Annotated in this window: 26 protein-coding genes and 2 pseudogenes; 20 read left to right on the top strand and 8 right to left on the bottom strand. The window is 74.0% G+C overall.

Annotation, left to right across the window (positions count from 1 at the left end):
- Nucleotides 1-118 precede the first annotated feature (118 nt).
- Nucleotides 119-514, top strand: a complete 396-nt coding sequence (locus ACFYT9_RS21520) for a hypothetical protein (RefSeq protein WP_389166165.1) — start codon at nt 119-121, stop codon at nt 512-514.
- 33 nt (nt 515-547) lie between these two features.
- Entirely contained in the window at nt 548-982 is a 435-nt protein-coding gene (locus tag ACFYT9_RS21525) for a hypothetical protein (RefSeq protein ID WP_389166166.1), read from the top strand.
- A gap of 69 nt (nt 983-1,051) precedes the next feature.
- On the opposite strand, the gene ACFYT9_RS21530 is transcribed toward ACFYT9_RS21525, so the two are convergent.
- Together ACFYT9_RS21530 and ACFYT9_RS21535 are read right to left on the bottom strand one after the other, a co-directional pair.
- Nucleotides 1,052-1,708: a hypothetical protein gene (locus ACFYT9_RS21530; protein WP_389166168.1), complete on the bottom strand. Its 657-nt coding sequence runs from the start codon at nt 1,706-1,708 to the stop codon at nt 1,052-1,054.
- A 203-nt stretch (nt 1,709-1,911) separates the two neighbouring features.
- The gene (locus ACFYT9_RS21535; protein ID WP_389166329.1) at nt 1,912-2,649 is read right to left on the bottom strand and encodes an ATP-grasp domain-containing protein; all 738 of its coding nucleotides are present in this window, start codon (nt 2,647-2,649) and stop codon (nt 1,912-1,914) included.
- Between the two features lie 238 nt (nt 2,650-2,887).
- Here ACFYT9_RS21535 and ACFYT9_RS21540 point away from each other — a divergent pair, with 238 nt between their 5' ends.
- On the top strand, nt 2,888-3,331 hold the full coding sequence (locus ACFYT9_RS21540) for a TIGR03618 family F420-dependent PPOX class oxidoreductase (RefSeq protein WP_389166171.1): 444 nt from the start codon (nt 2,888-2,890) through the stop codon (nt 3,329-3,331).
- Nucleotides 3,332-3,610: 279 nt separating this feature from the next.
- Complete coding sequence (locus ACFYT9_RS21545) at nt 3,611-3,814, top strand: DUF5708 family protein (protein WP_389166173.1); 204 nt, start codon at nt 3,611-3,613, stop codon at nt 3,812-3,814.
- Nucleotides 3,815-3,962: 148 nt separating this feature from the next.
- Here the strand turns inward: ACFYT9_RS21545 and ACFYT9_RS21550 are convergent, their stop codons facing one another.
- A complete protein-coding gene (locus ACFYT9_RS21550) occupies nt 3,963-4,706 on the bottom strand; it encodes an SDR family NAD(P)-dependent oxidoreductase (RefSeq protein ID WP_376601788.1) in 744 nt (247 codons plus the stop codon).
- 294 nt (nt 4,707-5,000) lie between these two features.
- Here ACFYT9_RS21550 and ACFYT9_RS21555 point away from each other — a divergent pair, with 294 nt between their 5' ends.
- Nucleotides 5,001-5,219 carry a hypothetical protein gene (locus ACFYT9_RS21555; RefSeq protein ID WP_376601790.1) on the top strand — a complete coding sequence of 73 codons (219 nt, stop codon included), beginning with the start codon at nt 5,001-5,003 and terminating at the stop codon, nt 5,217-5,219.
- 33 nt (nt 5,220-5,252) lie between these two features.
- Nucleotides 5,253-5,813: a hypothetical protein gene (locus ACFYT9_RS21560; protein ID WP_389166176.1), complete on the top strand. Its 561-nt coding sequence runs from the start codon at nt 5,253-5,255 to the stop codon at nt 5,811-5,813.
- A 126-nt stretch (nt 5,814-5,939) separates the two neighbouring features.
- Here ACFYT9_RS21560 and ACFYT9_RS21565 read toward each other — a convergent pair whose 3' ends face one another.
- Together ACFYT9_RS21565 and ACFYT9_RS21570 are read right to left on the bottom strand one after the other, a co-directional pair.
- A complete protein-coding gene (locus ACFYT9_RS21565) occupies nt 5,940-7,169 on the bottom strand; it encodes a metallophosphoesterase (protein ID WP_389166178.1) in 1,230 nt (409 codons plus the stop codon).
- A 250-nt stretch (nt 7,170-7,419) separates the two neighbouring features.
- Nucleotides 7,420-8,058 carry a TetR/AcrR family transcriptional regulator gene (locus tag ACFYT9_RS21570; RefSeq protein ID WP_389166181.1) on the bottom strand — a complete coding sequence of 213 codons (639 nt, stop codon included), beginning with the start codon at nt 8,056-8,058 and terminating at the stop codon, nt 7,420-7,422.
- A gap of 70 nt (nt 8,059-8,128) precedes the next feature.
- On the opposite strand from ACFYT9_RS21570, the gene ACFYT9_RS21575 reads away from it, so the two are divergent.
- Both ACFYT9_RS21575 and ACFYT9_RS21580 read left to right on the top strand, forming a co-directional pair.
- On the top strand, nt 8,129-9,778 hold the full coding sequence (locus ACFYT9_RS21575; RefSeq protein ID WP_389166183.1) for an FAD-binding oxidoreductase: 1,650 nt from the start codon (nt 8,129-8,131) through the stop codon (nt 9,776-9,778).
- A gap of 258 nt (nt 9,779-10,036) precedes the next feature.
- Nucleotides 10,037-10,948, top strand: a complete 912-nt coding sequence (locus ACFYT9_RS21580; protein WP_389166186.1) for a hypothetical protein — start codon at nt 10,037-10,039, stop codon at nt 10,946-10,948.
- Between the two features lie 169 nt (nt 10,949-11,117).
- Here ACFYT9_RS21580 and ACFYT9_RS21585 read toward each other — a convergent pair whose 3' ends face one another.
- The gene (locus ACFYT9_RS21585; RefSeq protein WP_387273435.1) at nt 11,118-11,441 is read right to left on the bottom strand and encodes a hypothetical protein; all 324 of its coding nucleotides are present in this window, start codon (nt 11,439-11,441) and stop codon (nt 11,118-11,120) included.
- Nucleotides 11,442-11,637: 196 nt separating this feature from the next.
- On the opposite strand from ACFYT9_RS21585, the gene ACFYT9_RS21590 reads away from it, so the two are divergent.
- The 5 genes and pseudogenes from ACFYT9_RS21590 (at nt 11,638) to ACFYT9_RS21610 (ending at nt 15,357) form a co-directional block, all read left to right on the top strand.
- Nucleotides 11,638-12,924: a DUF6357 family protein gene (locus ACFYT9_RS21590; RefSeq protein ID WP_389166188.1), complete on the top strand. Its 1,287-nt coding sequence runs from the start codon at nt 11,638-11,640 to the stop codon at nt 12,922-12,924.
- A 143-nt stretch (nt 12,925-13,067) separates the two neighbouring features.
- The gene (locus ACFYT9_RS21595) at nt 13,068-13,430 is read left to right on the top strand and encodes a DUF1304 domain-containing protein (RefSeq protein ID WP_387273438.1); all 363 of its coding nucleotides are present in this window, start codon (nt 13,068-13,070) and stop codon (nt 13,428-13,430) included.
- Complete coding sequence (locus ACFYT9_RS21600) at nt 13,427-13,993, top strand: TetR/AcrR family transcriptional regulator (RefSeq protein WP_376601374.1); 567 nt, start codon at nt 13,427-13,429, stop codon at nt 13,991-13,993. Before ACFYT9_RS21595 ends, ACFYT9_RS21600 begins: the two co-directional genes overlap by 4 nt.
- Nucleotides 13,994-14,206: 213 nt before the next feature.
- Nucleotides 14,207-14,743: a hypothetical protein gene (locus tag ACFYT9_RS21605; RefSeq protein WP_389166191.1), complete on the top strand. Its 537-nt coding sequence runs from the start codon at nt 14,207-14,209 to the stop codon at nt 14,741-14,743.
- Between the two features lie 155 nt (nt 14,744-14,898).
- A pseudogene (locus ACFYT9_RS21610) lies at nt 14,899-15,357 on the top strand (GNAT family N-acetyltransferase).
- A gap of 152 nt (nt 15,358-15,509) precedes the next feature.
- Here the strand turns inward: ACFYT9_RS21610 and ACFYT9_RS21615 are convergent.
- Both ACFYT9_RS21615 and ACFYT9_RS21620 read right to left on the bottom strand, forming a co-directional pair.
- The gene (locus tag ACFYT9_RS21615; protein ID WP_389166192.1) at nt 15,510-15,932 is read right to left on the bottom strand and encodes a hypothetical protein; all 423 of its coding nucleotides are present in this window, start codon (nt 15,930-15,932) and stop codon (nt 15,510-15,512) included.
- 141 nt (nt 15,933-16,073) lie between these two features.
- Nucleotides 16,074-17,120, bottom strand: coding sequence for a GlxA family transcriptional regulator (locus tag ACFYT9_RS21620; RefSeq protein ID WP_389166195.1), 1,047 nt, complete (start codon nt 17,118-17,120; stop codon nt 16,074-16,076).
- 127 nt (nt 17,121-17,247) lie between these two features.
- Between ACFYT9_RS21620 and ACFYT9_RS21625 the strand changes: the two genes are divergently transcribed.
- The 7 genes and pseudogenes from ACFYT9_RS21625 (at nt 17,248) to ACFYT9_RS21655 (ending at nt 25,591) form a co-directional block, all read left to right on the top strand.
- The gene (locus ACFYT9_RS21625; protein WP_389166196.1) at nt 17,248-18,171 is read left to right on the top strand and encodes an NADP-dependent oxidoreductase; all 924 of its coding nucleotides are present in this window, start codon (nt 17,248-17,250) and stop codon (nt 18,169-18,171) included.
- A gap of 243 nt (nt 18,172-18,414) precedes the next feature.
- Nucleotides 18,415-19,320, top strand: coding sequence for an aldo/keto reductase (locus ACFYT9_RS21630; RefSeq protein WP_387273449.1), 906 nt, complete (start codon nt 18,415-18,417; stop codon nt 19,318-19,320).
- 90 nt (nt 19,321-19,410) lie between these two features.
- Nucleotides 19,411-19,483: pseudogene (locus tag ACFYT9_RS21635) on the top strand.
- A 56-nt stretch (nt 19,484-19,539) separates the two neighbouring features.
- A complete protein-coding gene (locus ACFYT9_RS21640) occupies nt 19,540-20,715 on the top strand; it encodes a gala protein (protein WP_389166200.1) in 1,176 nt (391 codons plus the stop codon).
- A gap of 86 nt (nt 20,716-20,801) precedes the next feature.
- Nucleotides 20,802-22,919 (top strand): ankyrin repeat domain-containing protein, encoded by a 2,118-nt coding sequence (locus ACFYT9_RS21645; protein ID WP_389166202.1) that lies wholly within the window; start codon nt 20,802-20,804, stop codon nt 22,917-22,919.
- Nucleotides 22,916-24,274 (top strand): AAA family ATPase, encoded by a 1,359-nt coding sequence (locus ACFYT9_RS21650; RefSeq protein WP_389166205.1) that lies wholly within the window; start codon nt 22,916-22,918, stop codon nt 24,272-24,274. Before ACFYT9_RS21645 ends, ACFYT9_RS21650 begins: the two co-directional genes overlap by 4 nt.
- Nucleotides 24,275-24,343: 69 nt before the next feature.
- The gene (locus ACFYT9_RS21655; protein WP_389166208.1) at nt 24,344-25,591 is read left to right on the top strand and encodes a VWA-like domain-containing protein; all 1,248 of its coding nucleotides are present in this window, start codon (nt 24,344-24,346) and stop codon (nt 25,589-25,591) included.
- Nucleotides 25,592-25,643: the final 52 nt, after the last annotated feature.

Genomic DNA, 25,643 nt, shown 5'->3' on the forward strand with positions numbered 1-25,643 from the left:
GTGCCCCGCCGAGTCCCGGCCATCCGGGAACGCCGTTCCGGGCACATGACGGCGGGCGCTGCTCGGACACCGTTCGGGCCGTCCACCCGTCGAGGCGCTGAGCTGGAGGGACAGAGACATGGCTGCCGAATCGACACCGCCGACATCACCGTCGGACCAGGGCGGGATCCTGCTGGTCCCGGACCGCCCCACCGGGCGGGGAGGCGTGGTGTACGTCTGCCTGGACGACGGATTTCCCGGTGGCTTCCCGGTCGGCCGGGCGATCCGGGACGACGACGGCACCTGGTGCGCGTACGCCCGCTTCCGCCCGGGCCGGATCTTCGCCGACGACCGCGTGGCCACCGGCCTGCCCGACCTGCGGGCCGCTGTCCGCGAGGTCCTCGCACACGCCTGCCACGCCGATCCGGACTCCGCCGGCCTCCCCGCCGCCGCGATCCCGCGCCGGCGCCGCGCCGAGGACGGGACGGACGATGGGGGCGGGCGCATGGAGCCGCCATCGGATGGGCTATCTTGAACGCGTTCAAAGTGTCGAGTTGTGGGGGCGACCATGCGGTTCACCGTGCGAGAAGCCGTCCATCCGTGGCAGTTCGGCCTGGCCGTGTGTGCCGTGGTCGTCCCGCTGATCCCGGTCTTCGCCTCGGGGTCACCCCTCTTCGTCTTCCCCTTCGTCGTCGTGACCGCGGCGCTGACCGCCGTACCGCTGCTCCTCTGCGCCCGGCCCGCCGCCTTCCCGGTGGCCGCCGGGATCATCTCGGCGGTGCTGCTGCCGTGGTCGCTGTGCGGCTCCTGGGTCGGGATGCTCGTCTTCGCCCCGTCGGCCCCGCTCCTGATCCTCTCGGCGTTCTCGGACCCGCGGCGACACCCGAAGGCCGCCGGGCTCCTGGCGGGGGCCGGCGTCCTGCTGGCGGTGGGAGCGACGCTGTTCTGGTGGGTCGACGGGGCCCTGAGTCCTCTCCCCGAGGGCTATCTGGGGGTCGGTTGACGGGGGGTTGCTCAACCCCGTGCCCGCGCAGTCGGCCACCCGCCCCGTGCGGGCCCCTCGGGAGCCCGGTCAGGCGGAGGCTTCCCACTGGTCGCAGTACTCGATGTGCAGTTCGCGCGCGTTTCCGAGAATGCCGGCGTCCGCGTACAGCCGCGTGCAGTAGTGCGCGTGGCTGTGGCGGTCGGGGGAGTGCAGGGGACCGTTCCGGGACACGTCGAGGAAGTGCTGTGCGGTGTCCCGGAAGACCTTCGCGCTGCCGGTCATGAACAGCGTCTCCGCATGGAGGTGCTCGTGGAACAGGTCGCGGTTCTCTCGATGATGACGGGCCTCGTGGTCGACGGCGGGAGCCTCCGCCTCCGCCTCGCGCAGGCTCACGGTCTGGGGGCGGCCCGGGCCGAGGCGGCGCCGCACCTGCTTCCAGTCCGAGGCCGCGAACTGGAGCGAATGGTGCAGGAGTACGAGGTCGAGCGGCGGCCCGAACCCGTCCGGCACCGCGTGGGCCGGCATGGCGTTGGCCCGCAGGGGCACGTGGATCAGGGAGCGGGGCGACCGGGCGGCGAGCAGCCAGAGCTCGGCGATGCTCCGGGCGGCGTGCTCGTCGATGTAGGCACCCAGGTACCGGTCGTGGTCGAGGAGCACCGCACGGGCCGGCGGCTGGGCGGGGCGGATGACCCGCAACTCTTCGGCTCCCCTGCGGGCCCGGTGGACGAGGACGCGCAGTCCCATGCCTCTCCCTTGCGGTACGGCGGACGATTCAGTGGATTTTTCGCGAGTCGCAGCCCATCATCTCTCCGGCGCGAGCACCACGGGTTTCCGGAAAGCCGGGATCGAGGGCGCGAGGCGGCTGCCCGGCAGGGCACGCCGGGCCTGTGGCGGGGTGGGGAGGCCCGGCGAGGCTCGGCCGGCGCGGGCTCAGGCGCGGACGCGGGTCAGCATCGTGCGAACGCCCCGTCACGCGGTCGCACGTGCTCGCGCGGCCCCGCCGCCCGCAGGACCACGTCCAACACCCGTGCCGGGTCGGCCGCGTAGGCGTGCGAGAACCACGCCATGTTGGCCTCCACCACGGCCCAGCGGTGGCCCGCGCGATACGGGTCCAGCAGCTGCCCGACGTCCACGACGACCGCACTCGGCAGCGTGTTCCCGGCTTCGGCGGTCAGCCCGTCGACGAACTCCGAGATCTGTGCGGCGACAACCCGGTCCGCGCGGTCCGCGCCGAGCGGGCGGGGGTCGAGGCGGCCGAACACCGCGTACCGGCTCGCCGTGGCGATCCGGCCGTCCAGCAGGAACAGCCGGTACTCGGCCGCGAAGGTCACCACGTCGGACAGCAGCACCGGCGCCGCCGGGTCCAGGGTGCCGGGCAGGCGGGAACCGTCGGTGTAGACCTCGGCGGGGAAGGACTTCTCACGGGGCGGTTTGACGAACGTCGGCCGGTCGATCGCCCACGCGTCCGCGACGGTCGCGGCCCGTACCCGGCGTCCGGTGAACTCCTCCGGCAGCTCGGCGAGCCAGCCGTCCGACGGCTCCAGCAACGCGAACCCGAGGCGGCCGGCCAATCGCGCACCCGCGATCGGGCCCCCGTACCAGTACGCGGGACCCGCCAGGCCGGGCTCCTCCGCCGCCCTGACCGGCATCCCTCGGCCCGCCGCCTCGACGGCCAGCAGTTCCATCGTCGACGTCCGCCGTCCGGGCATGACCAGCACCGCGTATCCCCCCTGTGCTCCGCGAGACCGTCACGGTAGCCGGACGGTGCTCGCCACCGCAGCCGAGAATCCCTGGCCGGAGGGGTCGAGGGCCCGAGGGGCGAAGGGCTGAAGGCGGGCCGGCCGTGGCAGCGCGCCGTGAGGAGGCGCGCGGCTTCCGCGGTTTCCCCCGAACTCTCTCGATCACGGTGAGTACCCTCCCAGGATGACCGCGACATTCGACGAAGTTGTCCGCGCCCGGCTGCGGGCCCCCCACATCTGGTACGTCGGGACCGTGTTCGCCGACGGAGCACCGCAGGTGAGCCCGATGTGGGTGGATCTCGAAGGGCAGGGGGAGCTGACGTTCAACACCTCGGTGGGCCGGGTGAAGGAGGAGAACCCGCGCCGCGATCCCCGCGTCTACCTCTCGCACGCCGACGCCGCCGATCCCTTCGACCGCGTGCAGATCAGCGGCGTCGTGGCCCGCTTCATCGAGGGCGAGGAGGCACATGACCGGATGGACCGCTTGTCCCGCAAGTACCTGGGCGGCGACTACGCGTGGACCATGCCGGGGGAGCGGCGGGTCGCGGTGATCGTGCGTCCGGTCAAGGTACGGCACATCGTCGGGGTCGAGCGGTTCAGGCCCGGAGGCCCCGTCCCCGCTCCCTGACGGGCCGCATCTTCGCGACGCGGCCCGGGCGTGCGCCGCCCGCGTCGTCCCCGCGGGATCGACGGAGCGCCCGCTCCGTCGTATCGCCACATGATGTGCATCTGCGAACATGCGCCGCTCGGTGAAGAGGAGGAGTCACCACGTTCTCCGGTCCGACGAAGGAGGGGGGTGCGAGTCATCCTGCGGGTGGAGGTTGCCCGTCCCGGGCCGTCCTAGCCTGAGGAGTGATGAGTGAACAGGCCTGTGCTGCCGACTCTGAGACTCGAGGAGACGAGCACCATGGCATCCCCCACCAAGTACTTCGCAGAAGGCGCCGTCCTGTTCGGCATCGGGCTCGCACTCCGCCTGTTCACCGGGGATGTCGAGAACCCCGTCTTCACACTCACAAAGGTGGGCGTCGTGCTGATGGTCGTCGGCGGCATCGAGATCCTCTACGGCATGTACCGGACAGCGAGCAGCGGGAGCGGTAAGTCCAGCTCCTGACCGGCCCTGCCGCGGGCGGCGAGGGCGCCCGGCGAGCCGGGACGGCCCCGCCGCCGGCGTCGTGTGCGATCCATCGGTCTCCGGCGCCACGCCCGTCATCGCCACCGGCCGGCAGACCCCCTGCCGACCCCGCCGACTCTCGACGGGGTCACAGCAGGTGCCCACCGCCGTCGACCAGAACCACCTCGCCCGTGATGTACGAGGCGTCGGCGAGGTCGCACACGGCCTCCGCGATGTCCTCGGCGGTCCCGACCCGGCGCAGCGGCAGCCGCTGCGCGACCTCGTCCATCACCTTGTCCATGCCTTCCAGGCCGCGGTACCAAGGGGTGTCGATCAGCCCGGGCGCGACCGCGTTGACCCGCACGCCGTCCGGACCCAGCTGCTTGGCGAGCAGTCGCGTCATGTGGTTGAGGGCCGCCTTGCTCACGGCGTAGGGGATCGAGCTGCCGTTGGCGAACAGGCCCGCCTGCGAGGACACGTTGACGATGCTGCCCGCTCCCGAAGCCTTCAGGAACGGGATCGCGGCGACCGTGGTCTGCCAGACCGCGATGACGTTGACCTCGTTGATCTCGCGCCACACCTCGGGACCGGCGGCCTCGAAGTCGGCATGGTCGATGAAGCGCGTGGTGCCCGCGTTGTTCACCAGGATGTCGAGCCGTCCGTAGGTGTCGGCCGCGGTCCGCACGAGTCGCTTGGCCTCCGCTTCGTCGGCCACGTCCGCCTGGACGTAGACGGCGCCCGGCAGTTCGGCGGCCAGCTTCTCGCCGGCCTCGACGGAGCGCGCGGAGTTGACCACGACGCGGACCCCCGCGGCCGCCAGCCGCCTGGCCACGGCAGCCCCGATGCCCGACGACGACCCGGTGACCAGTGCGACGCGCTGTTCCTTGCTCATACGGCAGTGCCTCTCGTGTCAGCTCTGCCGCGCCCGCTCCGATCATGCCAGACGAGCACGCGCCTGGTTCTGCGATCCCGAGGCGCAGGGCGGGCGTCCGCAAGGAGCGCGTACGGAGCGGCAGTCGACGTCCGCGGGCCGGTCCGTGGCGATCGCGCCGAGCCCGGCCGCCGCGGTCTCACCGCGCCGGCGCGGGCGCCGAAGCTGCCGCCCCGGACTGCCGCCCGCCGCGGCAGGCGGGCCCTACCGTCCTCCTACGTCTCCCTTTCACAGGACAATCCAGGAGGTTTCGACATGTCGCATTCGGGTCGTTCCGCCATCGGCGGGGCCGCGGTCGCCGCTGCCGCCGCCGCGCTGCTCATCGGTGGCGCCGGCACCGCGTCCGCGCAGTCCTCGTCGTCCGGGCCGCAGCGGATCAGCTCGGCCGAGCTGCGGGCGCACCTCGGCGAGGCCGTCGCGCAGGAGCGCCTGGCCGCCTCCTGCACGCCGGCCTGTGCCGGCCAGATCGTCTAGCGGACAGCGGCGGACCGAGGAGGAGGCCCAGAGATGATCACCGCGGACCGTTCCGAGCAGGAGAGCACCTGGTGTCCGAGCGGCAGGCCCGACGCCCCGGAGGCGGTCGTGCTGGGAGTCCGCTCCGGTCAGGGCGGGGAGGTCGTGTACCTCGCCGACCCCGTCCCGGCCCGTGACGTTCTCCCGCTCGTCCCGGAGGGCGTGGAGCCGACCAGGGTGCTGCGCTTCGCGTCGCACTGCGTCAGCGCCTGCCTGCACCGCAGGGGCAACGACTGCACCCTGGTGGAGCGGGTGGCGGCCACACCCGCCGACGAGGACCGGAACGTACCGCGGTGTCATCTGCGGGCCCACTGCAAGTGGTGGGCCCAGGTCGGCGTGGACGGCTGCCGCCGCTGCCCCGCCGTCGCCACCACCGTCGTCGAGGGCGACGACCTGGGCGCTCTGGTCGCCGACCCCGCCACCACGCGCGAACAGCTCGACGCGTGGATCGCGGAGAAGGACGCGAACGAGGCGGGGGAGGCGAGCGAGGTGCAGGAGGCGCACGAGGCCGACGAGCCCCGCCCGGCCGCCACGCCCTCGCGAAGTTCAGCGTGAGCGCGTGACCCGTCGAGTGGCGAAAGCGCCGAGCGGCCCCACCCGGAACCTCGGGTGGGGCCGCTCTCGCGCAGTCCCGGGCACGCCCGGTCACTCCGGATTCCGGTGCCCGGCCGACAGGGCGACCTACGGCGAGCCGGTCGGCGGCGCGGAGCGAAGGACGAGCAGGGTGATCTCGCTGGGGGCGAAGACGCGGAAGGGCGGCCCCCAGAAGCCGGTGCCGCGGCTCGTGTAGAGGAGCGTGCGGGCGCCGTGGCGGCTGAGGCCGGCGACGGTGGGCTGGTCGACACGAACCAGGTGGTGGAAGGGCCAGATCTGGCCGCCGTGGGTGTGGCCGGAGATCTGGAGGTCGATCCCGTGGGCCGCCGCCCGGTCGACGAACTTGGGCTGGTGGGCGAGGAGGAGGACGGGCAGCTCGGGATCGGTGCCCTGGAGGGCTCCGTCGAGGTGGGCGCGGTGCCCCGCCAGCCCCGAGGACTCGGCCGTGACGTCGTCGACACCCGCCACCACGAGCGTGTCCCCGCCGCGTTCGAGCAGCAGGTGCCGGTTGCGCAGCGGCTCCCAGCCGAGTTCGCCCATCAGGTCGACCCAGCCCTGGGCCTCGCTGTAGTACTCGTGGTTGCCGGTGACGTAGACCAGGGCCCGCTTCGCCCGCACGGTGCCCAGGGGCGCGGCCTGGGAGCGCCGGCGTTCGGCCGTGCCGTCCGCGATGTCACCGGTGTGGCACACCAGATCGGCGTCCAGCCCGTTGACCGTCTCGCAGACCCGTGCCGACCAGCGGGCGCGGTCGAGGGGACCGTAGTGGGTGTCGGTGATCAGCACGACTCGGGTGCCGTCCAGACCGGCGCCCAGACGGGGAAGCGGTACGTCGAGCCGGCGGACGCGCGGCACGCGCCGGGCTTCGGCGTACCCCCATGCGAGCAGAACGGCGGCCGTGCCGAGGACGGCCCAGGTGACGAGGCGAGCCCGGCTCTGGCCGTCACCGACACCGGCCACGGCCAGGGCGAGCCGCAGCAGGACACCGAGGAGAACGGACCAGGTGAACAGCACCCAGCTGACGCCCAGCAGCGTGTCGCCGACGATCGCCGCCCCGTCCTGCTGGCGACGGCCGTGGCCGCGAACCATGGCGAGCGGCATCACGACCAGGCCGAGGGCGAACAGCGCGGTGCCGGTCACGGTGACGGACATCGGCCAGCGCTGACCGGTGTGCAGGAGAACCCAGCAGGGCACGGCCCACAGCAGGAGCGGGGCGATCAAGGGGATCCAGCGCATCAGGCGCCGCAATCGGCTCGACGACGCCCCTTGTCCCTCGTGCGCCTCCGGTCCGGCGGATCGGGTGTTGCTGGTATCTGTCACGCTTCCCCTCCTGAGGTGCTGTCCGTTCCGGCTCTGCTCCGGTTCTGTTCCGGTCTCGCTCACCGGAGTCTCGCTGGAGAGTCCATTGTCCGCCGCTGAGGTCCGCTCCACCCGCGCTGCACGGGGCGAGGCTCCAGGGGCGCGGGATCCGGACCCTCGGAAACGAGCGATGCGGATCGCGGAAACGCGCGATGCGGATCGCAGAGCATGGCGCGGCAGCGGAGGGGACGGGCGCGCGTCAGTGTCCGGCTCACGGGCTGTCGTCGTCGGCTGCGAAGACGGTGTGGGCGGCCCGGACGATGCGGGCGCAGCGCCGGGTCATGGCCTCGGGCGACTGGTCGGGGTGCTCGATCCACCATCTGACCAGAGCGGTGCACAGGCCGCGCCAGGCGTACTTGAGGGCGTCGGCGTCCAGGGGGTCGGTGGTTCCGGCCGTGCGCAGGAGTTCGGCGGTGCCGGTCGCGGCGAGGCCGTCGATCGCGTCGCGGTAGTGCGCGGCGCGCCGGGCGGCGTCGCTGCCGGGCGGCAGCGACGGGTCGTGGAGCACGAACCAGGCCCTTCGTTGCGCGTCGAGCGCGGTGAAGAGGGCGCTCAGGACGCGCAGGGGGGTGGACGGCGCGGCGGTGTCGTGTCCGTCCATGGCGGTGCGGATGGCGTGCAGCAGCCGGTCGCCGATCGGGTCGAGGCAGGCGAGGTAGAGGCCCTGCTTGCTGCCGAAGTACTGGTGCAGCAGCGGCTTGGTCACGCCGACCCGTACGGCGATGGCGGCCACGGTGGTCGCCTCGTAGCCGTGGAGGCCGAACTCCTCGGTGGCCGCGGCCAGGATCTGCTGTTCGCGATCGGCTCTCGGCACGCCCTTTGTGCCGGCCCTGGAGGAGAGCGTTGTCATGGGAACAGATCTTACCCTAAGGTAATTTACCGCTGGGTAAATTCCATCGGACCCGACCGGGAGCACGCTCATGTCCGCGATCCCCTCCGAGCCCCGCTCCGCCCGCACCCGTTCCTGGTGGGGCTGGGGCCATGCCGACGCCCACCTCGACGACGCCGAATGCACTGCGATGGGGGCCCTGCTCCCAGGCACCCTGGCCCGCCCGCTGCCCGTGCCCCGTATCGCCGACCTGGCCGTCGCCGGGCCCGCCGTGACGCCCCCGCCCTCCCTGGCGCACCTGGTCACCGGAGATCCGCCGGCGCGCGCCGCCCACGCCATGGGCAAGGCGTACCGCGACGTCGTCCGGGCCCTGCGGGGCCGCCCCGGCCGGATCCCCGATCTCGTCGCGCACCCCACCGGCGACCGCGAGGTGGCCGACCTGCTGGACTGGGCCGGCGAGCACGACGTGGCCGTCATACCCTTCGGCGGAGGCTCCTCGGTCGTCGGCGGCGTGGAGTACCGCGGCGACGCCCACCGCGCCGTGCTGTCGCTCGACCTGACCTCGATGGACCGCGTGCTGGAGATCGACACCGCCGGCCGCGCGGCCCGCATCCAGGCGGGAGCCCTCGGCCCCGTGCTGGAGGAGCAGTTGCGGCCCCACGGCCTCACCCTGCGCCACTTCCCGCAGAGCTTCGAGTTCTCCACCCTGGGCGGCTGGCTGGCCACCCGGGCCGGTGGCCACTACGCCACCGGCCGTACCCACATCGACGACTTCGTGCAGTCCCTGCGCGTGATCACACCCGCCGGAGCCGGTACCTCCTGGCGCCTGCCCGCCTCCGGTGCCGGCCCGTCGCCCGACCGGTTCTTCCTCGGGTCCGAGGGCGCGCTCGGCGTCATCACGGAGGCGTGGATGCGCCTGCAGGAGCGTCCTCGCCACAAAGCCTCCGCGTCGGTGGCCTTCGCCGACTTCCACCACGCGCTGGACGCCGTACGCGCCATCGCCCAGTCCGACCTCGCCCCGGCCAACTGCCGCCTCCTGGACGCCGGTGAGGCCCTCCTCTCCGGCGCCTCCCACGACGGCTCCTCCGTCCTGGTCCTGGGCTTCGAATCCGCCACCGGACCTGTCGGCGACCGTCTCGCGAGCGCGGTGGAGATGGCCCGCGCCCACGGCGGCCGAACCGAGACGCCGACGGCGGACGGCGGCTCCTCGACCGCGTCGCCCTCCTCACCCTCCGCGTCCGCCCCGGACGGCTCGGCCGGCTCGGCCGTGAACGCCTGGCGTTCGGCGTTCCTGCGCATGCCCTACCTGCGGGACGGTCTGGCCCGCATGGGCGCCGTCGTCGAGACCTTCGAGACCGCTGCCACCTGGGACAGGATCCCCGCCCTGATCGACGCCGTCCGTACGGAGGTGGGTGCCGCCGCCCTGAAGATCACCGGCCACCCGGCCACCATCAACTGCCGCCTGACCCACGTGTACCCCGACGGGGCCGCGCCCTATTTCACCGTGGCCGTGGCCGGGCGGCCCGGTGACGAGGTCCAGGTCTGGGACGACATCAAGGCCGTCGCCGGCGAGATCCTGCACCGCCACCGTGCCACGATCACGCACCACCACGCCGTCGGCCGCGACCACCGCGCCGGCTACGACCTCCAGCGCCCGGAGCCCTTCGCGCTGGCACTGCGCGCGGCCAAGGACGCCCTGGACCCCCACCGCATCCTGAACCCCGGCGTCCTTCTCGACTGAGCGGGGAGCTGCCGTGCTGCCGCGCGAGCTGCACCCTCGTGCGGCGACGTACCCGCGAGGGCAGGGGAGCCGGCATCCGGCCCCCTGCCCCCGTCGGCCCGCACCCGCCCGGGACATTGGAGTGGCCCGCGGAGGACGGTCGGCGTGGTTCCCGTATCTTCCGGTGCCACTTCCTAGGGTCGGCGCAGGCGCGGCAGTGGGCCGGCCACTCGGACCCGAGAGGGAGTCATGGTACGTACGACGACCAGGCCCGGAACGGTGACGCTCGCACTCCCGCAAGGGCGCGCCACGCGCCGGTGGGCCCGCCGGCTCGCCGCCGCGCTCGGCCTCGCGGCGCTGTGCGCGCTGCCCGCGACGGCGGCGGACGCGGCCCCGCCGCAGGACGGCCGTACCCCGGCGCACGCGCCCCTGTACGTGTCCGACTACGGCAACAACCGCGTCGTCACCCTTCCCCCGCGTGGCGGCGAACAGACGACCGTGCCCTTCGAGGGCCTCGTACGGCCGACCGGCATGGTCTGGGACGCGTCGGGCCGCCTCTACGTGTCGGACACCGGCAACAACCGCGTGGTCGTGAGGGCGGCGAACGGCGGCGGCCAGTCCACCGTCCCCACCGACGGCCTCTCGCGCCCCCTCGGCCTCGCCCTCGACCGGACGGGGAACCTCTACGTCGCCGACAGCTTCAACGACCGCGTCGTGAAGGTGTCCCTGGCGAGCGGCACACAGACGACCGTACCGACCACGGGGCTGCTGCACCCCTGGGGTCTGGCACTGGACGCCGCCGGGAACCTGTACGTCTCCGACTTCGTCAACGACCGCGTCGTCAAGGTGGCCGGGGACGGCAGCGGCCAGTCCACGGTCCCCGCCCAGGGCCTCTCGCAGCCCACCGGCCTGGCACTCAGCGCCACGGGAGACCTGTACATCGCCGACAGCGGCAACAACCGCGTGATCAGGATCGCGGAGGACGGCGGCCGGACCACCGTCCCCACCACCGGTCTCAGCGGCCCGCTCGGCCTCGCGCTCGACGGCTGCGGCGGCCTGTACATCGCCGACGGCTTCAACGACCGGGTGGTCCGCGTCCAGGAGACGGGCGGCGGCCAGACCACCCTCCCCACCACCGGCCTGAACACGCCGACGAGCCTCGCCTTCCCGCCGAACGGCACCCGCCCCTGAGCACCGCGAGCGATCCGCGCCACGGCACCTGACCGGCGCTTGGGAACCCGGCTTCCGTGTCGGGACCACGGCGCCTGACGGGCGCCGCGGAACCCGGGTTCCGCGCCGGCGATCCCGGGGGACCGCCGGTCGCCGTCGGCCGCGCGGCGGCCGGCGGCGACCGTCCCTGTCAGGTGCACTCGGCCCGCACGACGCGGGCGTCCCGGTGGAGCAGGGTCAGCCGGGACTCGTCGTAGTCCATGGTGAGCATGTCCCCCTCCGCGGCCGTCCGGACGTTGCCGACCAGCCGGACCGGCTCGCCGTCCGGGGTGACGAGGTCGGTGTGGCCCGGACCCGTCCCCGTCACGTGGCTGCCCACGAGTGAGCCGGCGTCGCCGTACGGGCAGAAGGCGCTCGCGTCGGTCGGCGTCGCCGCGTGCGCGGGCAGGGTGGGCAGGACGGTGGCTGTCAGCAGCAGCGCGGCGAGGGAGAACGCCTGGCGCGTCTTGTTCATGAGGGTGCACATCTCCTTGGCCAGGGCACGTTCGGCTCCGGCCAAGACCCAACGCGACCGGGGCGGCGGGGGACACGCGGGGTGAGGTGAACGAGTGCCGGGCCCGCCCGGACCAGCCCCGATACCGCCCGGACCCGCCCCGTACCGCCCGGACCCGCCGCGATACCGCCCGGTGCCGGTCCGGAAGACTGGGCCCATGAGAGAGACGGTATTCACGCGGAGCGGCTGGATCCCGAGCGTGATCAGCGAGGACGGCGAGCTGAAGGTGATGCTCGGCGCGGGGGCGGACGCCAACCACGAGCCGCGCACCTTCACCTTCCCGATCGGCGAGGCGCACCGTGCGGTGATCCAGGAGGACCTGGCCAGGCACCTGCTGCTGTGGAGCGCGGTCCTCCCGCTGTGCGACGACGCCGGCACCCGGGGCCGGCTGGACGAGGACGCCGCCGTCGCGCTCCTGGACCCGGTCCTGCTGGCCGCGCCCGAGGACGTCGACGCGTTCTTCCGGCGCATCCGGTGGGACAGGAGCCGGCTCGTGGCCCACGGGGCCGACATCGGCCTGCTCGACCGCGGCCAGGTGTGCGCGGCGATGCGCGGGGCGACGGAGACCGCGGACCCGAAGCGCGCCCAGGAGCACCACGCGCATCGCGAACGCGCCCGGCGCGGAGTCGTACTCCGTCCACTCGACACCGCGTTGCTGCGGTACACCGGCCAGTACCTCCACCGCTCGACGGTGCCGAAGAGGACCCCCGACGCCGTCGATCCCGCGCTGCTGTCCGAGGTTCTGCGGGTGATCGACACCGCGGAGCGGGCCCGCTCCGGGATGCGGATCGGCCGCGATCCCCGACGGGGGAAGCGCGCCACCGACAAGCGGGACTGGGCCCGGATGGAGAGGGCGGTCGAGGGCGCCCTGCGCCGCGCGCACCCCGGCCTCGCAGCCGACGCGGTGCGCTCGGTCGGCTTCCTGATGTGCTCCGAGGCGGCCGCCCAGGCGAGGAACGCGCCCGTGGACGATGACGGGGAGACCGCGGACCCCACCGCGGGTGCGAGGAGGAACGCCCTGACGTTCACCGACGACAAGGGCGCCGAGGAGAAGTGGCGGCCGGGTGGCCCCCGTACCGCCGCCGCGGAGTTCTGGGAGTTCGTCGCCGACCGCTCCGCCGGGGACAACGAGGTGTTCACCATCGAGGACGAGGAACTGGGCGAAGGAATCCAGCTCCACTTCTACGCCGACTCCCTCGCCCGTGTCACGACCCTGCGCGCGGGCGGGGACGGCACGGAGCCGGAGTACCTCGTCGAGTACGGCCTCGTCGACGGGATGGGCGGCTACCGCACCGTGGTGAGCGCCTTCGCCCGCGGGGGCTGCGCCGCGCTCGACCCGTACGGCCCCTGGATACGGGACGCCGCCGAGTTCGAGCGCGCGCGGCGCCGGCGCGACGCGCAGCGCGGGGAGGGAGGGACGCCGCCTTCCCGGCGCCGGGGGTGAACCCCCGGCGGGCCGCGCCCCACTGAGACAGAGCCTCCCAGCCACCCCTTAGCACTTCTGGACAGCTGTCCATGTATTCTGGACAGCTGTCCATGTATTCTGGACACTCATCCAGTAAATCGGGCTGCGCAGAGGGAGTGCTTGTGGACACGACGGCGAACGTACTGGTCGCGCTGGTGGCGGCGCTGCACGCGTACATCCTCGTGCTCGAGATGTTCCTCTGGGAGCGGAAGCCGGGCCGCGGCCTCTCCGGTTTCGACGCGGACATGGCCCGCGCCACCGCGCCGCTCGCCGCGAACCAGGGTCTCTACAACGGGTTCCTGGCCGCCGGGCTCGTGTGGGGACTCGTCGCGGACGATCCGACGGGCTTCCGCGTCCAGGTCTTCTTCCTCGGCTGCGTGGTCGTCGCGGGACTGTACGGCGGTTTCACCGCCAACCGGCGCATCCTCCTCGCCCAGGCACTGCCCGGGGCCCTGGCCCTGACCGCCGTTATGCTCGCCAGGTGACCAGAGCGCAGGCAGACCCCCGTACGGCGCGCACGCGCGCCAAGCTGCGCGGAGCCCTGCTCGAGGAGTGCGCGGACCGCCCGCTCGCGGAGGTCAGCGTCGCCGCTCTCGTACGCCGGGCGGGGGTCGGCCGCGCGACGTTCTACCTCCACTACGCGGACATGGAGGCGCTCGCCGTCGACGCCTGCGCCGACATCGTCCGCGAAGCCGTCGACGCCCTCCACGCCTGGCGAGGAGTCCCCGACCCCGCGACCCCGCCCCCGGCCCTGCCGGCCTTCTTCGAGGCATTCGCACCGCACGCGGGCCTCTACCGGGAGCTGCTGCGCCCCGGCGGCAGCGGCCCGCTCGGGCACGTCCTGCACCAGGAGCTACGGGCTCGCAGCCGCACCGAGCGCGCCCTGGCCGGCGCACCGGAACCCGACCTGATCGCCTCCGCCGTCGCCGCGACCTTCGCAGGCGTCCTCGCCGACTGGCTGCACGGCCTCATCGAGGCCACCGCCGACCAGATCGCCCAGCACATCTGGCGCCTCCTGGTGACCCTCCACCGCACCCCCCTGGCCTGACCACCCCCGTCCCGCGCGAAGTCCACCCCGCGGCACGACCCGGCATCCGGGCACCGCCGGGACGCCGACGCGCGCGGCATCAGCGCCCCGTCGATGGCCGGGTGCTGAGGCGTCGCCGCGGAGGCGACCAGTTGCCGCTCCCCAACCAGCGCCGCGTCGTGGAAGGCTGAGTCCGAGCAGTGCACGAGTGTGCCGGACGTGAGGAGCGGTGGAATGGATGAGGGGCTGCGCGGGCATGCCGAGCGGTACGCCGTGGCCCACGGAGGCAGGCATCCGTTCACGGACTGCTGGAACCCGGCAGGAGGTGTCGTCGTGTGGGGTGCGGACGGCGACTGGCACATCGGACACACGCTGACCGCGCTGACCGAGGCAATGCGCCTGGGTATGGCGCGCTACGAGGTGGAGTGGCCCGACCTCGGCATCGACGTGGCAAGGGACGAACTCGCGTACTGGATCCGACCGGGGTTCCCGGCCGAGGAGCCGGGCCCCGGATCGGAGGTGTGGCCCGCCCCCACAGGCCCCTACGCGGACTTTTGGCACCGCCTCTTCCCACAGGCCGGCTCCGACGCGGTGCTCCTGGCCGCCGCCAGGGTCGAGGAGCTTCTCGGCCTGCTGCTCACCGAGGCGGCCTGCCGGCACCCCGACACACCGACGGTCTTCGGCTGTGTCCTCGAAGAGTTCCGTCCGACGGGCAGTCCGCCCTGTTTCGGCGTCGTCGTGGCCCGCTGCCTGAACCAGACCACCTCCTGACCGGCCGCCGCCGCGGGAAGCACCCGACCCACCTCAGGCCAGTACGTCCGCACGCCGGGTGATAGGTACGGCTGGTCGGTGAGTCGTGAGACGTGCCGGCGAAGTGGCCTGCCCGTGGACTGCTGCACGGGTGTCGTCGCGGCAGACTCGTGGCCGTGGTGCACCTGCGGGTTCTCGCGGCGAGCGACTGGCCGTTGTGGCGGGAGGCTCGTCTTGCCGCACTGAGCGAGGCGCCTCACGCCTTCAAGGTCGGGCTCGCGCAGTGGCACGTCGGCGGGGAGGAGCGGTGGCGTGAGCGCCTGGCGATGCCGACCGCGTACAGCGTCGTGGCGCTGCTGGACGGTCGCATCGCGGGGATGGCGGGTCGTGCGCACTGCGGTCGGTGTGGGTCAGTCCCCGGGCGCGCGGCCGCGGAGTCGGGACCGACTGATCGCGGCGGTCGAGGGGTGGGCCCGGCAGAGGGGTTCCACGACGCTGACGCTCGCGGTCCTGCCGGGCAACGAACCCGCTGTCGCGCTGTACCGACGCAACGGATTCGTCGATACGGGGCACGCGGAGACCTGCTGGCCGACGGTGTGACCAGGGAGCTTGTGACGGGGAAGGCGCTTCACTGACAACCCGCGACGCGAGCCGGACGGGGCACACAGCTGCTCCCCTCGGCGGGAACGGCTCTCCGGTCGCCCTCGCCGGGTAGGCAACCCGCCCGCCCGGTTGGCGGCAGGCGCATGTGTCCGAGGTGACCACGAGTCTCTCTGCTGGGTGGCCTTCAGGGGCCGTGGGGAGAGTCGGTCCTGCCCGTGACGGGGCCGTCTGTTCGGGGTGTCCCGGGGGAGGACGCCTCCCCGCACGCGGCGCAGTAGTGGGTGGCGACGGTGCCGGCCGCGGCGGCGCGGTCCACGGCGGAGCGTGCTCTGCGCGCGTCCCGGTTCTCGCCGCGCACGACGGCGATCGTGCCGACCAGGAGGAGCACGGCGACGACGGCCCCGACCGCCGTGAGCCATGGCCAGTCACGATCGTCGGCGTAGTACTTGCCCGCGGCCCCGGCCATGAGCGCGAGCACGGTTCCCTCGGCGAAGTGCATGCACCCGCTGGTCTCGGTCGCCTCGGCGACCGCCACGGTGCCGGCCGCGCCGCACAGGGGGCACGCCACCGGCCCGTTCGCCGTCCCGTTGTCCACCCCGTTTGCCATGGCCCCATCATGGCGCCCCCTTGCGTGTTCACGCCAACCGGGTCGGAGTGCGGGGGAGTGGTCATGGGGGATCGCGCTGCCTCGACCGCGACCCCGCCCGGACGGCGGTCGCTCGTGGCCCGCGTCAGCCGGCCGGGCGGATCACCCGCGGGTGCCGGCGGGGGTCGGCGGGGCCGTCGGGCCGAAGGCGCGGCGGTAGGCGGCCGGCGAGGTGCCGAAGGCCGTACGCATGTGTGCGCGCAGGGAGTTCCCGGAGCCGAGGCCGGCGCGGTGGGCGACGAGGTCGACGGGCAGATCGGTCGTCTCCAGGAGCTGCTTGGCCAGTTCGAGGCGCTGCGCCGTGAGCCACTGCACGGGAGTCATGCCGACCTCGTCGCGGAAGCGGCGGGTGAAGGAACGCAGGCTCATCCGCGCGTGCTCGGCGAGCCGCGCGAGGGTGAGCGGCTCCGTCAGGTGCTCCAGGGCCCAGGCGCGGGTCTCCGTGGTGCTGGCCAGGGTGGGCTCGGGCACGGGCCGGTCGATGAACTGGGCCTGTCCTCCGTCGCGCCACGGCGGCACGACGCACATGCGGGCGGCGCGGTTCGCCGCCGCGGCTCCGTGGTCGCGGCGGATCATGTGCAGGCACAGGTCGACACCCGCGGCCACGCCCGCGGAGGTGAGCACGTCGCCGTCGTCCACGAAGAGCACGTCCTCGTCGACCTTGACCCGGGGGTAGGCCCGGCGGAACTCCGGGGCCAGGTTCCAGTGCGTGGTGGCCGGCCGGCCGTCGAGGAGCCCCGCGGCGGCCAGCACGTAGGAGCCGGTGCAGATGGAGACGAGGCGGGTGCCGGGCCGGATGCCGGCGATGGCCGAGGCGACCTCGGGCGGGAGCGGGCCGCCGTTCCCGAGCTCGGGCATGGCGTGCGTGGGCGGGAGGACGACGGTGTCGGCGGCGGCCAGCGCCTCGGGCCCGGCGGCGGGCTGCACGGTGAACCCGGCGTCGCTGAGGACGGGCGCGCCGTCCGCCGTACAGATCGTGACCTCGTACAGGGGGCGTCCCGCCGGGTCCTCGACGCAGCCGAAGACCCGGGAGGGGATGCCGAGCTCGAAGGGCGGCACCCCGGGCAGCGCGAGCACGGCGACCCGGTGAGGCGCCGCCTGCGGTTCCGCGTCGCCTTCCGTCGCCATCCGGCCGACCGTTTCACTCATGGCCAGATCCTGTCACATGCTGGCCGAAGGGCCAACACCACTGGTGGTCGCCGTACCGGATCGTGGACGAGTCGCCGCCGGAAGAGGTCCGGGGGCGCGCCGATCGAGACGGAAAGAGGCGGACACCATGCGTGCGGTGGTCGTGGAGCAGTGGGGCGGACCCGAGAACCTGGTGGAGCGCGAGGTGGAGCGCCCCGAGCCCGGCCTGAACGAGGTCCTGGTGCGGGTCCACGCGGCCGGAGTGAACCCCGTGGACTGGAAGACCCGCGCGAGCGGGGCCCTCGTCGAGTGGGGCGCCGTCCCGGCCGTCGGGTGGGACGTGTCCGGCACGGTGGAGGCCGTGGGCCCGGGAGTGGGGATCTTCAGCCCCGGCGACGAGGTCTTCGGCATGCCGCTCTTCCCGAGGCAGGCGGGCGGGTACGCCGAGTACGTCGTGGCCCCGGCGCGGCACCTCGCCCCCAAGCCCGCCTCCCTGACGCACGTCGAGGCCGCCGCGCTGCCGCTGGCGGCGCTCACCGCCTGGCAGGCCCTCGTCGACACGGCGGACGTCCGCCCCGGGGAGCGGGTGCTCGTGCACGCCGCGGCCGGAGGGGTGGGGCACTTCGCCGTACAGATCGCCAAGGCGCGGGGCGCGTACGTGATCGGAACCGCGAGCGCCGCCAAGCACGAGCTGGTGAGGGAGCTGGGCGCGGACGAGGTGATCGACTACCGCGAGGCTCGCTTCGAGGACGTCGTCGCGGACGTGGACGTCGTGCTCGACGGCCTCGGCGGGGAGACGGCGAGGCGCTCCCTCGGGGTGCTCCGCGCCGGCGGCAGGCTGATCACCCTGCCTGGCCCGGACGACGTCCCCGCCGCTCCGGACGGCATCCGGGCGGACTGGGTCCTGGTCGAGCCCGACCACCTCGGCCTGCGGGAGCTCGCGGCTCTCGTGGCGCAGGGCCGGCTGAGGCCGGTGGTCGACACCGTCCTGCCGCTCGCCGAGGCCGCGAAGGCCCATGAGCTGGGCGAACGGGGTCGTACGACCGGGAAGATCGTTCTGGCGGTCGTCTGACGGTCGTCTGACGGTCGTCCGGCGGTCGTTCGACCGTGGGCCGGGGGCCGATGCGTCGCGGATTCCGCGCGCGGGGCCGGAGGCCGGTCCCGTACGGCGCTTTCCTGTCGGGTACAACGAGAGGGCGGTGACGGTCGGTTCCCGAGAACGGTGTGGTGTTTCACCCAGCATGACGACCTGTCGCGGCGCACCGTGGCGGCCTCATACTCCAGGGCCTGATGATCCGGAGGGTGGAGGAGCACGGTGAACGCAGCGGCGGGAGCGGGGACCTGGAAGCTCGGGGACCTGGAGGTCAACCGCATCGGCTACGGCGCGATGCGGCTCACGGGAAACGGCATGAGGGGCAACTCCGACGGCGCGCCGATCGACCGGGACGTCGCCGTCGGCCTGCTGCACAGCGCGTTCGAGCAGGGGGTCGACCACATCGACACGGCCGCCTTCTACTTCTCACCCCTGCGTTCCGCGAACGAGCTCATCAACCGCGCCCTGTCGTCCTGGCCCGGCGAGGTGGTCGTGGTGACCAAGGTCGGCCCGGGGCGCGATCCCGGTGGGGAGTGGCTCGGCATCGTTCGCCCCGATCAGTTGCGCGGGCAGGTGGAGGAGAATCTGCGTCAGCTCGGCCGGGACTGCCTGGACGTGGTGAACCTGCGCGTCGGGGGACCGCGCACGGGGTCGATCGCCGAGCACTTCGGGGCTCTGGCCGAGCTGCGCGAGGCCGGCCTGATCCGGCACCTCGGGCTCTCCGCCGTCCTGCCCGAACACCTGGCCGAGGCCCAGGAGATCGCGCCCGTGTGCTGCGTGCAGAACTCCTACGGTCTGGACTGGCGCCAAGCCGACGAGAACGGGCTGGTGGACCTGTGCGGGGAGCAGGGCATCGCCTTCGTCCCCTTCTTCGCGGTCGCCGGCCTCCGGCGCGAGGCGGCAGCGGGCCAGGAGCGCGACGAGCGGGTCCGTGCCGTCGCGCGCGCCCACGACGCCACGCCGGCCCAGGTACGGCTCGCCTGGACCCTCCACCGCGGTCCGCACGTGCTGGCCATTCCCGGTACGACGAACCCGGTGCACCTCGCGGAGAACATCGCCGCCGGAAGCCTGCGCCTGACCCAGGACGACATGGCGTTCCTCGACGCGCCGGCCGAGGACGCCGGCTGAGCCCACGCTCCCCGTTCGCATTCCCCACGGATCCGAGATCCGCACTGGTGATCGAAATTGTCGGTGGGGGTGGCTATGATCACCCGCAGCAAGGCCGTAGCGCAGAGGTCGTCGCGCCCACGCATCGAGCTGGAGGACGTCGGTTCGAATCCGACCGGTCTTGCGCCTTCTTGTGTCGACGCGGACGCCGGGCCCCGGCGGAGGACCGGTGGAGTGGTGATGACCCAGCCGACAACGCCCGTACGGTGCCCGGCGATCGAGCACCCGGATCTGCCGCAGGCCGATCCCGCCGCGCTCGGTCCCCTGCTCGGCCGACTCGGCGAGGAGCGGGAGGTCGTCGCCGACGAGGTGTTCCCGCTCGGAACGCTGCGCGCCGACGGCCGTGTCGACCTGTGCAAGCAGGGCCTGGGCCCCGGCGGGGCCGCCCGGCTGCTGCCCGTGGCCGCCGTCTCCCCGCACGCCGTCCACCTGCTCCTCGGCACCAACGCCCTCGGCGACGACGGCGCCGCGTCCGTGGCCGGCGCCCTCTCCCGTACCGACGGGGAAGAGGTCACGGAAGCCGGCCGCGGCGCCGGACACGGCATCCGCACCCTGTACCTCGGCTGCAACAGGATCGGCCCCGACGGCGTGACCGCCCTCGCCGGAGCTCTCGCCGACGACACCACGGTCCGCGCTCTCTGGCTCAAGCGGAACCCCGTCCACGCCGCCGGCGCCCGCACCCTCGCCCGGCTGCTGCGCCGCAACACCACCCTGCGCACCCTGGACCTGGTCAACTCCGGCATCGGGGCCGAAGGCGTCCGCCTCCTCCTCGACGCGCTCCTCGCCCGCGCCGTGCCGCTCGAAAGGCTTTTCCTCGGCGGCAACGGACTCACCGCAGCCGACGCCCCCGTCCTCGCCGCCCTCGTCCGTGACGCCGGTGTGCGCGAGCTGTACCTCCCGGCCAACCACCTCGGTGACGCCGGCGCCGCCGTCCTGGCCGCGGCCGTCGATCCGGCCCGACCCGTACGCCTCGGTCTCGGCGGCAACGGCATCGGCCCCGCCGGGGCCCGTGCCCTGGCCGACGCCCTCGACGGCATCGAGTCGCTCGACCTCGGTCGGACCATGTCCGAACGAAGCCTGGGCGCCGCCGGCAACGCCACGGGCGACGACGGCGCGCACGCCCTCGCCGCCGCCCTCCCCGGCAGCCCTCTGCGCCGTCTCGAACTGCGCCACACCGGCATCACCGGGCGCGGCGCCAAGGCCCTGCTCGCCGCGCTGGACGACGGGCACCACCTGGAGTACGTGGGCCTCGGCCCCGGCCTGCCCCGTCGCGTCAAGCGGATCTTCAACGAGCAGCTGCACCCCGCCCGTCCGACCCACCAGGACCTCCGCGCGATCGGCAGCGTGTACCGGTGAGCGGGGGCGCGACACCGCCGTCGACGACGGGACAGGCGATTCCCGGACAGCCGATCCCGGGGCAGTCGACCGTGGGGCAGTCGACCGTGGGTCAGTCGACCGCGGGTCAGCCGATCCCCGGGCAGTCGACCACGGGTCAGCCGATCCCGGGAAGGCGGAGCCGCAGGCCGTCCGGGCTCCGCGCCGCGCAGCCCGCCGGCCTGTCGCCCGAGGACGCCGCCGCCTGGACCCGGATCCGCCGCCACGCCGTCCCCGAGTGGATGATCGAGCGGGCTACCGAAGCCCGGCTCGCCGGGGACTGGCGGACCGCCTGCGCCGTCGCCGCCGTCGACGTACCGGCCGACCTCGATCCGGACCGGATCGCCGAGCGGTACGGCACCGACGTGGCCGCCCGGGTCGCCGACGACCTGCGCCACCTGGCCCCCGACCTGCTGCGCTGGCACCTGCCGCGCGTCCTCGGCGGCCACACCACCCTGACACCGTGCCGGCGGATCGTCCTCGCCGTCTACGGACCCCGGGAACCCGTCCTGTCGGTCACCACCTCGCCCATGCTGGCGGGACCGCAACGGCTCGCACTGCGCTTCGGCCCGGCCGTGGACCCGGCACGGGACACGCTGCACGGCCTCAACTACACCACCGAGGACTGGACCGTCGCCCGCCGCTTCTGGGACGCCCGCCGCACCGCCGAGCTGCGGCACTGCGCCGGCGGCACGGGCTCCGAGCGGCTGCCGTTCCTCCACCACGACGGCACCCCCCTCACCCCGGAGGAACTGCCCGCCGAGGACCCCGGGCACGCCGACCCGGCGGCCCGCGCCGAATGGGTGGCCGTGCTTCAGGGCCGGGGAGACCACGTCGAAGCGTTCGCCGCGGCCGGTCTCGACCTCGACCTGACCGCCCCGTCGCCGGAACGGCCCACCCGACCACCGCTCGACGTCCACGACCTGATCGGTCGGACCTCCCTCGACCTCACCCGGATCGTTCCCGAGATCCGCCTGCTCCAGGCCGCCGGACGCGGTACGAGCTTCCGCGTCCGCGTGACCTGGCGCGGCGACCTGCGCTTCGACCTCGACCCCGCCGAAGCCCCCGGCGAAGCCTTCACCCTCGCCGAAGCCCCCGCCGTAGCCCGCACCCTCGCCGATGCCCCCGCCTCTCCCGGCGCCATCGGCTCCGGTGGGGGAGCGGAAGCGCACGCCCCCGCTCGCGTGTCGGCGCTGGCGCGCCCGGCGGAAGGTGTCGCGTATCTCCCCTCGTACGTCTGGCAACGCCTGCCCGACATCGGTCTGTTGAGAGCCGGGCGGATCCGCCCCGAGGCCCTGCACCCGCTGGTCGCCGCCGCGCTGTTCCCCCGGCTCGGTCCCGCCACCGGTCCGGGCGGGCCGACGCCGCCCGCACCCGTCAACGTGCGCTGCCGGGGCGAGTGGCACCAGGTCGTCTCGCGCGGCGGCACGCTCGACGTCCCGCACACCGAGCAGGAGCAGCGGCGCGAACTCGCCCTGCGCGCCTTCGGCGGCGCCGTGTCGGGCTGCTTCGCGACCCGCCACGCCTGGACGAGCGGGGAGGGACGGCTCCCGCGCGCCCTGAGGGACGAGCGCCGCGCGTTCTTCCTGCACGTCCAGCACGGGGACACCCCGGGCGTGCTCGCCCTGCTCGACGCGGGGACCGACCCCCTGATCCGCGACGGCGACCGCCGGAGCCTTCTGCACCTGCTCCACCTGCTCGACCACCGCGCCCTGCTGCCGCGGCTGATGGCCGCCGGGCTCGACCTGGAGGCCGTCGACAGGAACGGGCGGACGCCGCTGGTCACCGCGGTGTCCAGCGGGGGTTCCCCCGACCTCGTCCGGGACCTCGTCGCCGCGGGCGCCCGCATCGACGCGACCGACGAGATGGAGCTCTCCCTCGCCCAGATCGTCCGCAAGTACGCCCGCACCGACCTCATGTTCCTGCGCCGCCGCGTCCTGGCGGAGCACCCGGGCATCGGCTCCGACTGGTACGACGACTACATCGAGGAGCGGGACCGCGAGCCGGACTGGGACGAGGAACCGCCCGAGGACACGCGCGCGTACGCGGAAGAAGCGCCGACCACGGCGTGCACGACGCCCGCTGGATCGGACGCGGGCGTGTGCGCGTGCGCGGAAGACGCGCCCCACCGCGGCGAGACCGGCGCGGAGCACAGCGACGACGAGGAAGCGGCGACCGGACCATGACGACCCCCCTGCCCGGCGGACCCGAACCCACCCCGGCCAGCACTCCCATCCCCGCCGGCACTCCCACCCCCGCCGGCACCCCCACCACAGCCGCACCACGCGCCGCTCTCGCGGCCGACGACACGCGGGCCGAGGGCCCCGTCCCGTCGGGAACGGCCGCTCCCACCCCCGCCGCGCCCTCCGCAGCCCTCGCGGCCGCCGACGCGCTGGGCGCCCGACTCGACGCCACCCGGACCGAGCCGGCCGCCAACCCCCAACTGGAGGCACTCGCACTGGCGGTGACGGCCAATCAGCCCGTGCTGCTCTGGGGCGAGCCCGGCATCGGCAAGTCGGCCGGCATGGAACAGCTCGCCGCCGCCCTCGGCGTCCGCCTGGAGACGGTCGTCGCCAGCGTCCACGAGCCCTCCGACTTCGCGGGGCTCCCGGTCGTCGGGGACGACCCCGCCACCACCGGCGTACCGATGGCCCCTCCGGACTGGGCCGTCCGGCTCGCGACCACCGGCCACGGGCTGCTCTTCCTCGACGAACTCTCCTCGGCGCCGCCCGCCGTGCAGGCCGCCCTGCTGCGCGTCGTCCTCGAACGCAAGGTCGGAAGCCTGGCCCTGCCCCCCTCGATCCGCATCGTCGCTGCCGCCAACCCGCCCTCCAGCGCCGCCGACGGCTGGCACCTCGCCCCGCCCCTCGCCAACCGCTTCGTCCACCTCGACTGGACCCACGACCCGCGCACCGTCGCCCGCGGCATGGCCGGCACCTGGCCCGAGACCGTGCTCCCCGGCGTGGACCCCGCGCGGATCTCCGGAGCGATCGCCCGCGCCCGCGGCGTGATCTCCGGCTTCCTCACCGCGCGGCCCGGCCTCGCCCACCACATGCCGTCCGCCGCCGAGGGGCGCGGGCGGGCCTGGCCGTCGCCCCGCACCTGGGAGATGGCGCTGCGGCTGCTCGCCACCGGGTACGCCTCCGGTGCCGGGCGCGACGCGCAGTCCGCCGCCCTCATCGGCGCGGTCGGCGAGGCGGCGGGGATCGAGCTGGTGTCGTACCTGGAGCACCTCGACCTGCCCGACCCCGACCGGGTCCTCGCCGACCCGGACGCCTTCGCCCTCCCCGAGCGCGGCGACCGCCAACTGGCCTTCCTCATCGCCGTGGTGGCCGCCGTGCAGAGCGAGCCCACGCGCCCCCGCTGGGAGGCGGGCTGGGAGGTCCTGGCCAAGGCCGTGGACGCGGGGGTGCCGGACGTCGCGGCGCGCGCCGCGGGCGACCTCGCCGCCCTCCGCGAGCCGCAGTGGCCGGTCCCGCCGGGGATCGACGCCTTCCTGGAACTCCTCCACCTCGCCGGCACCCTCCCGGCCGCCCGCTGAGGGACGCCCCCGATGACGCCCCCGAGCGGCCCCGTACCCGACCCCCACCCGTCCCCACGTCCCGCCCCTATGCGTCCAGCCGCTTCCGTACCGGTCCCCGCCCCCACCCCCACCCTCGACCGGACCAAACTGCTGGCCGCCCGGTACAAGGCCGCCGAGGCACGCCCGTACCTGGCCTCCGCGCTCTACGCGCTGACCGTCGTGCCGTCATCACGGGTGCGGACCATGGCCGTCGACCGCTTCTGGAGGTGTTACGTGGCCGCCGGGTTCGTCGAGGAGACCGGCATCGAGGAACTCGCCGGGGTGTGGATCCACGAGGTCGCGCATCTGCTGCGCGACCACCACGGACGGGCCGACCGGCTCCCCGCGGCCGACCAGCGGGATCCGCTGCGCGTCAACATCGCACAGGACTGCGAGATCAACGACGACCTTCTCGCCGACCGGCTGAAACTGCCGCAGGGGCGCATGGAACCCGGCCTCTTCGGGCTCCCCACGGGAGGGCTCTTCGAGAGCTACCTGCCGGGCATCCCGGCCTCCCCGCCGCATCCGGTCGACTGCGGCTCCGGCGCGCACGGCCGGCCGTCGCCCTGGGACCTGGGGGAGAGCGGCGCGGGGGTGGCCCGGCTGGGCCCGGTGGAGGCGCAGGCGCTGCGTCGGCAGACCGCCCAGGCGATCCGTTCCCAGGCGCTGAGGGGCTCGCGCGGAACCGTTCCGGCGGGCTGGCAGCGCTGGGCGGAACAGGTCCTCGAACCCACCGTCGACTGGCGTTCGGCCCTGGCGGGCGCCGTGCGGGAGGCCGTCGCCTGGGCGAGCGGCGCGGTCGACTACACCTACCGGCGCCCCTCGCGCCGCGCCTCCGCCCTGGGCGGGCGCGTCGTGCTGCCGAGCCTGCGCCGTCCGCTGCCGCGGGTGGCGATCGTCGTGGACACCTCCGGCTCGATGGGCGAAGAGGAGCTGGCCGCCGCGCTCGCCGAGGTGTCGGGTGTGCTGCGCGAGGTGGGAGTCGGCGGCAACCGCGTCGCCGTCCTCGCCTGCGACGCCGACGTACACGCCGTCTCCCGGGTCACCGGTGTCGAACAGGTCGCGCTGGCCGGGGGCGGCGGTACGGACATGACGGTCGGCATCCGGGCGGCGCTCGCGGCACAGGACCGGCCGAACATCGTCGTCGTCATGACGGACGGCTTCACACCGTGGCCGGCCGAGCCCGTCTCCTGCCGACTCGTCGCCGCCCTGATCGGCCCGGACGCCCCCGCGCCCCCGCCCTGGGTGGAGACCGTACGGATCACCCCCGAACCCCTTGCACCCCCCACGTCCTGACGGTAGCCGGGCTCACCGGCCCACCGGCCCACGTCGGCCGATGCGCCCGGAA

The sequence above is a fragment of the Streptomyces sp. NPDC004435 genome (genome assembly GCF_042873895.1).
Classification (GTDB): domain Bacteria; phylum Actinomycetota; class Actinomycetes; order Streptomycetales; family Streptomycetaceae; genus Streptomyces.

Bases quoted from the DNA above. Each gene is read 5' to 3' on its own strand.
- ACFYT9_RS21520 (WP_389166165.1), top strand. From the start codon at position 119: ATGGCTGCCGAATCGACACCGCCGACATCACCGTCGGACCAGGGCGGG.
- ACFYT9_RS21585 (WP_387273435.1), bottom strand. From the start codon at position 11,441: ATGAACAAGACGCGCCAGGCGTTCTCCCTCGCCGCGCTGCTGCTGACA.
- ACFYT9_RS21530 (WP_389166168.1), bottom strand. From the start codon at position 1,708: ATGGGACTGCGCGTCCTCGTCCACCGGGCCCGCAGGGGAGCCGAAGAG.
- ACFYT9_RS21570 (WP_389166181.1), bottom strand. From the start codon at position 8,058: ATGACAACGCTCTCCTCCAGGGCCGGCACAAAGGGCGTGCCGAGAGCC.
- ACFYT9_RS21535 (WP_389166329.1), bottom strand. From the start codon at position 2,649: ATGGAACTGCTGGCCGTCGAGGCGGCGGGCCGAGGGATGCCGGTCAGG.
- ACFYT9_RS21605 (WP_389166191.1), top strand. From the start codon at position 14,207: ATGGATGAGGGGCTGCGCGGGCATGCCGAGCGGTACGCCGTGGCCCAC.
- ACFYT9_RS21545 (WP_389166173.1), top strand. From the start codon at position 3,611: ATGGCATCCCCCACCAAGTACTTCGCAGAAGGCGCCGTCCTGTTCGGC.
- ACFYT9_RS21590 (WP_389166188.1), top strand. From the start codon at position 11,638: ATGAGAGAGACGGTATTCACGCGGAGCGGCTGGATCCCGAGCGTGATC.
- ACFYT9_RS21615 (WP_389166192.1), bottom strand. From the start codon at position 15,932: ATGGCAAACGGGGTGGACAACGGGACGGCGAACGGGCCGGTGGCGTGC.
- ACFYT9_RS21620 (WP_389166195.1), bottom strand. From the start codon at position 17,120: ATGAGTGAAACGGTCGGCCGGATGGCGACGGAAGGCGACGCGGAACCG.
- ACFYT9_RS21555 (WP_376601790.1), top strand. From the start codon at position 5,001: ATGTCGCATTCGGGTCGTTCCGCCATCGGCGGGGCCGCGGTCGCCGCT.
- ACFYT9_RS21540 (WP_389166171.1), top strand. From the start codon at position 2,888: ATGACCGCGACATTCGACGAAGTTGTCCGCGCCCGGCTGCGGGCCCCC.
- ACFYT9_RS21655 (WP_389166208.1), top strand. From the start codon at position 24,344: ATGCGTCCAGCCGCTTCCGTACCGGTCCCCGCCCCCACCCCCACCCTC.
- ACFYT9_RS21650 (WP_389166205.1), top strand. From the start codon at position 22,916: ATGACGACCCCCCTGCCCGGCGGACCCGAACCCACCCCGGCCAGCACT.
- ACFYT9_RS21560 (WP_389166176.1), top strand. From the start codon at position 5,253: ATGATCACCGCGGACCGTTCCGAGCAGGAGAGCACCTGGTGTCCGAGC.
- ACFYT9_RS21525 (WP_389166166.1), top strand. From the start codon at position 548: ATGCGGTTCACCGTGCGAGAAGCCGTCCATCCGTGGCAGTTCGGCCTG.
- ACFYT9_RS21625 (WP_389166196.1), top strand. From the start codon at position 17,248: ATGCGTGCGGTGGTCGTGGAGCAGTGGGGCGGACCCGAGAACCTGGTG.
- ACFYT9_RS21640 (WP_389166200.1), top strand. From the start codon at position 19,540: ATGACCCAGCCGACAACGCCCGTACGGTGCCCGGCGATCGAGCACCCG.
- ACFYT9_RS21575 (WP_389166183.1), top strand. From the start codon at position 8,129: ATGTCCGCGATCCCCTCCGAGCCCCGCTCCGCCCGCACCCGTTCCTGG.
- ACFYT9_RS21550 (WP_376601788.1), bottom strand. From the start codon at position 4,706: ATGAGCAAGGAACAGCGCGTCGCACTGGTCACCGGGTCGTCGTCGGGC.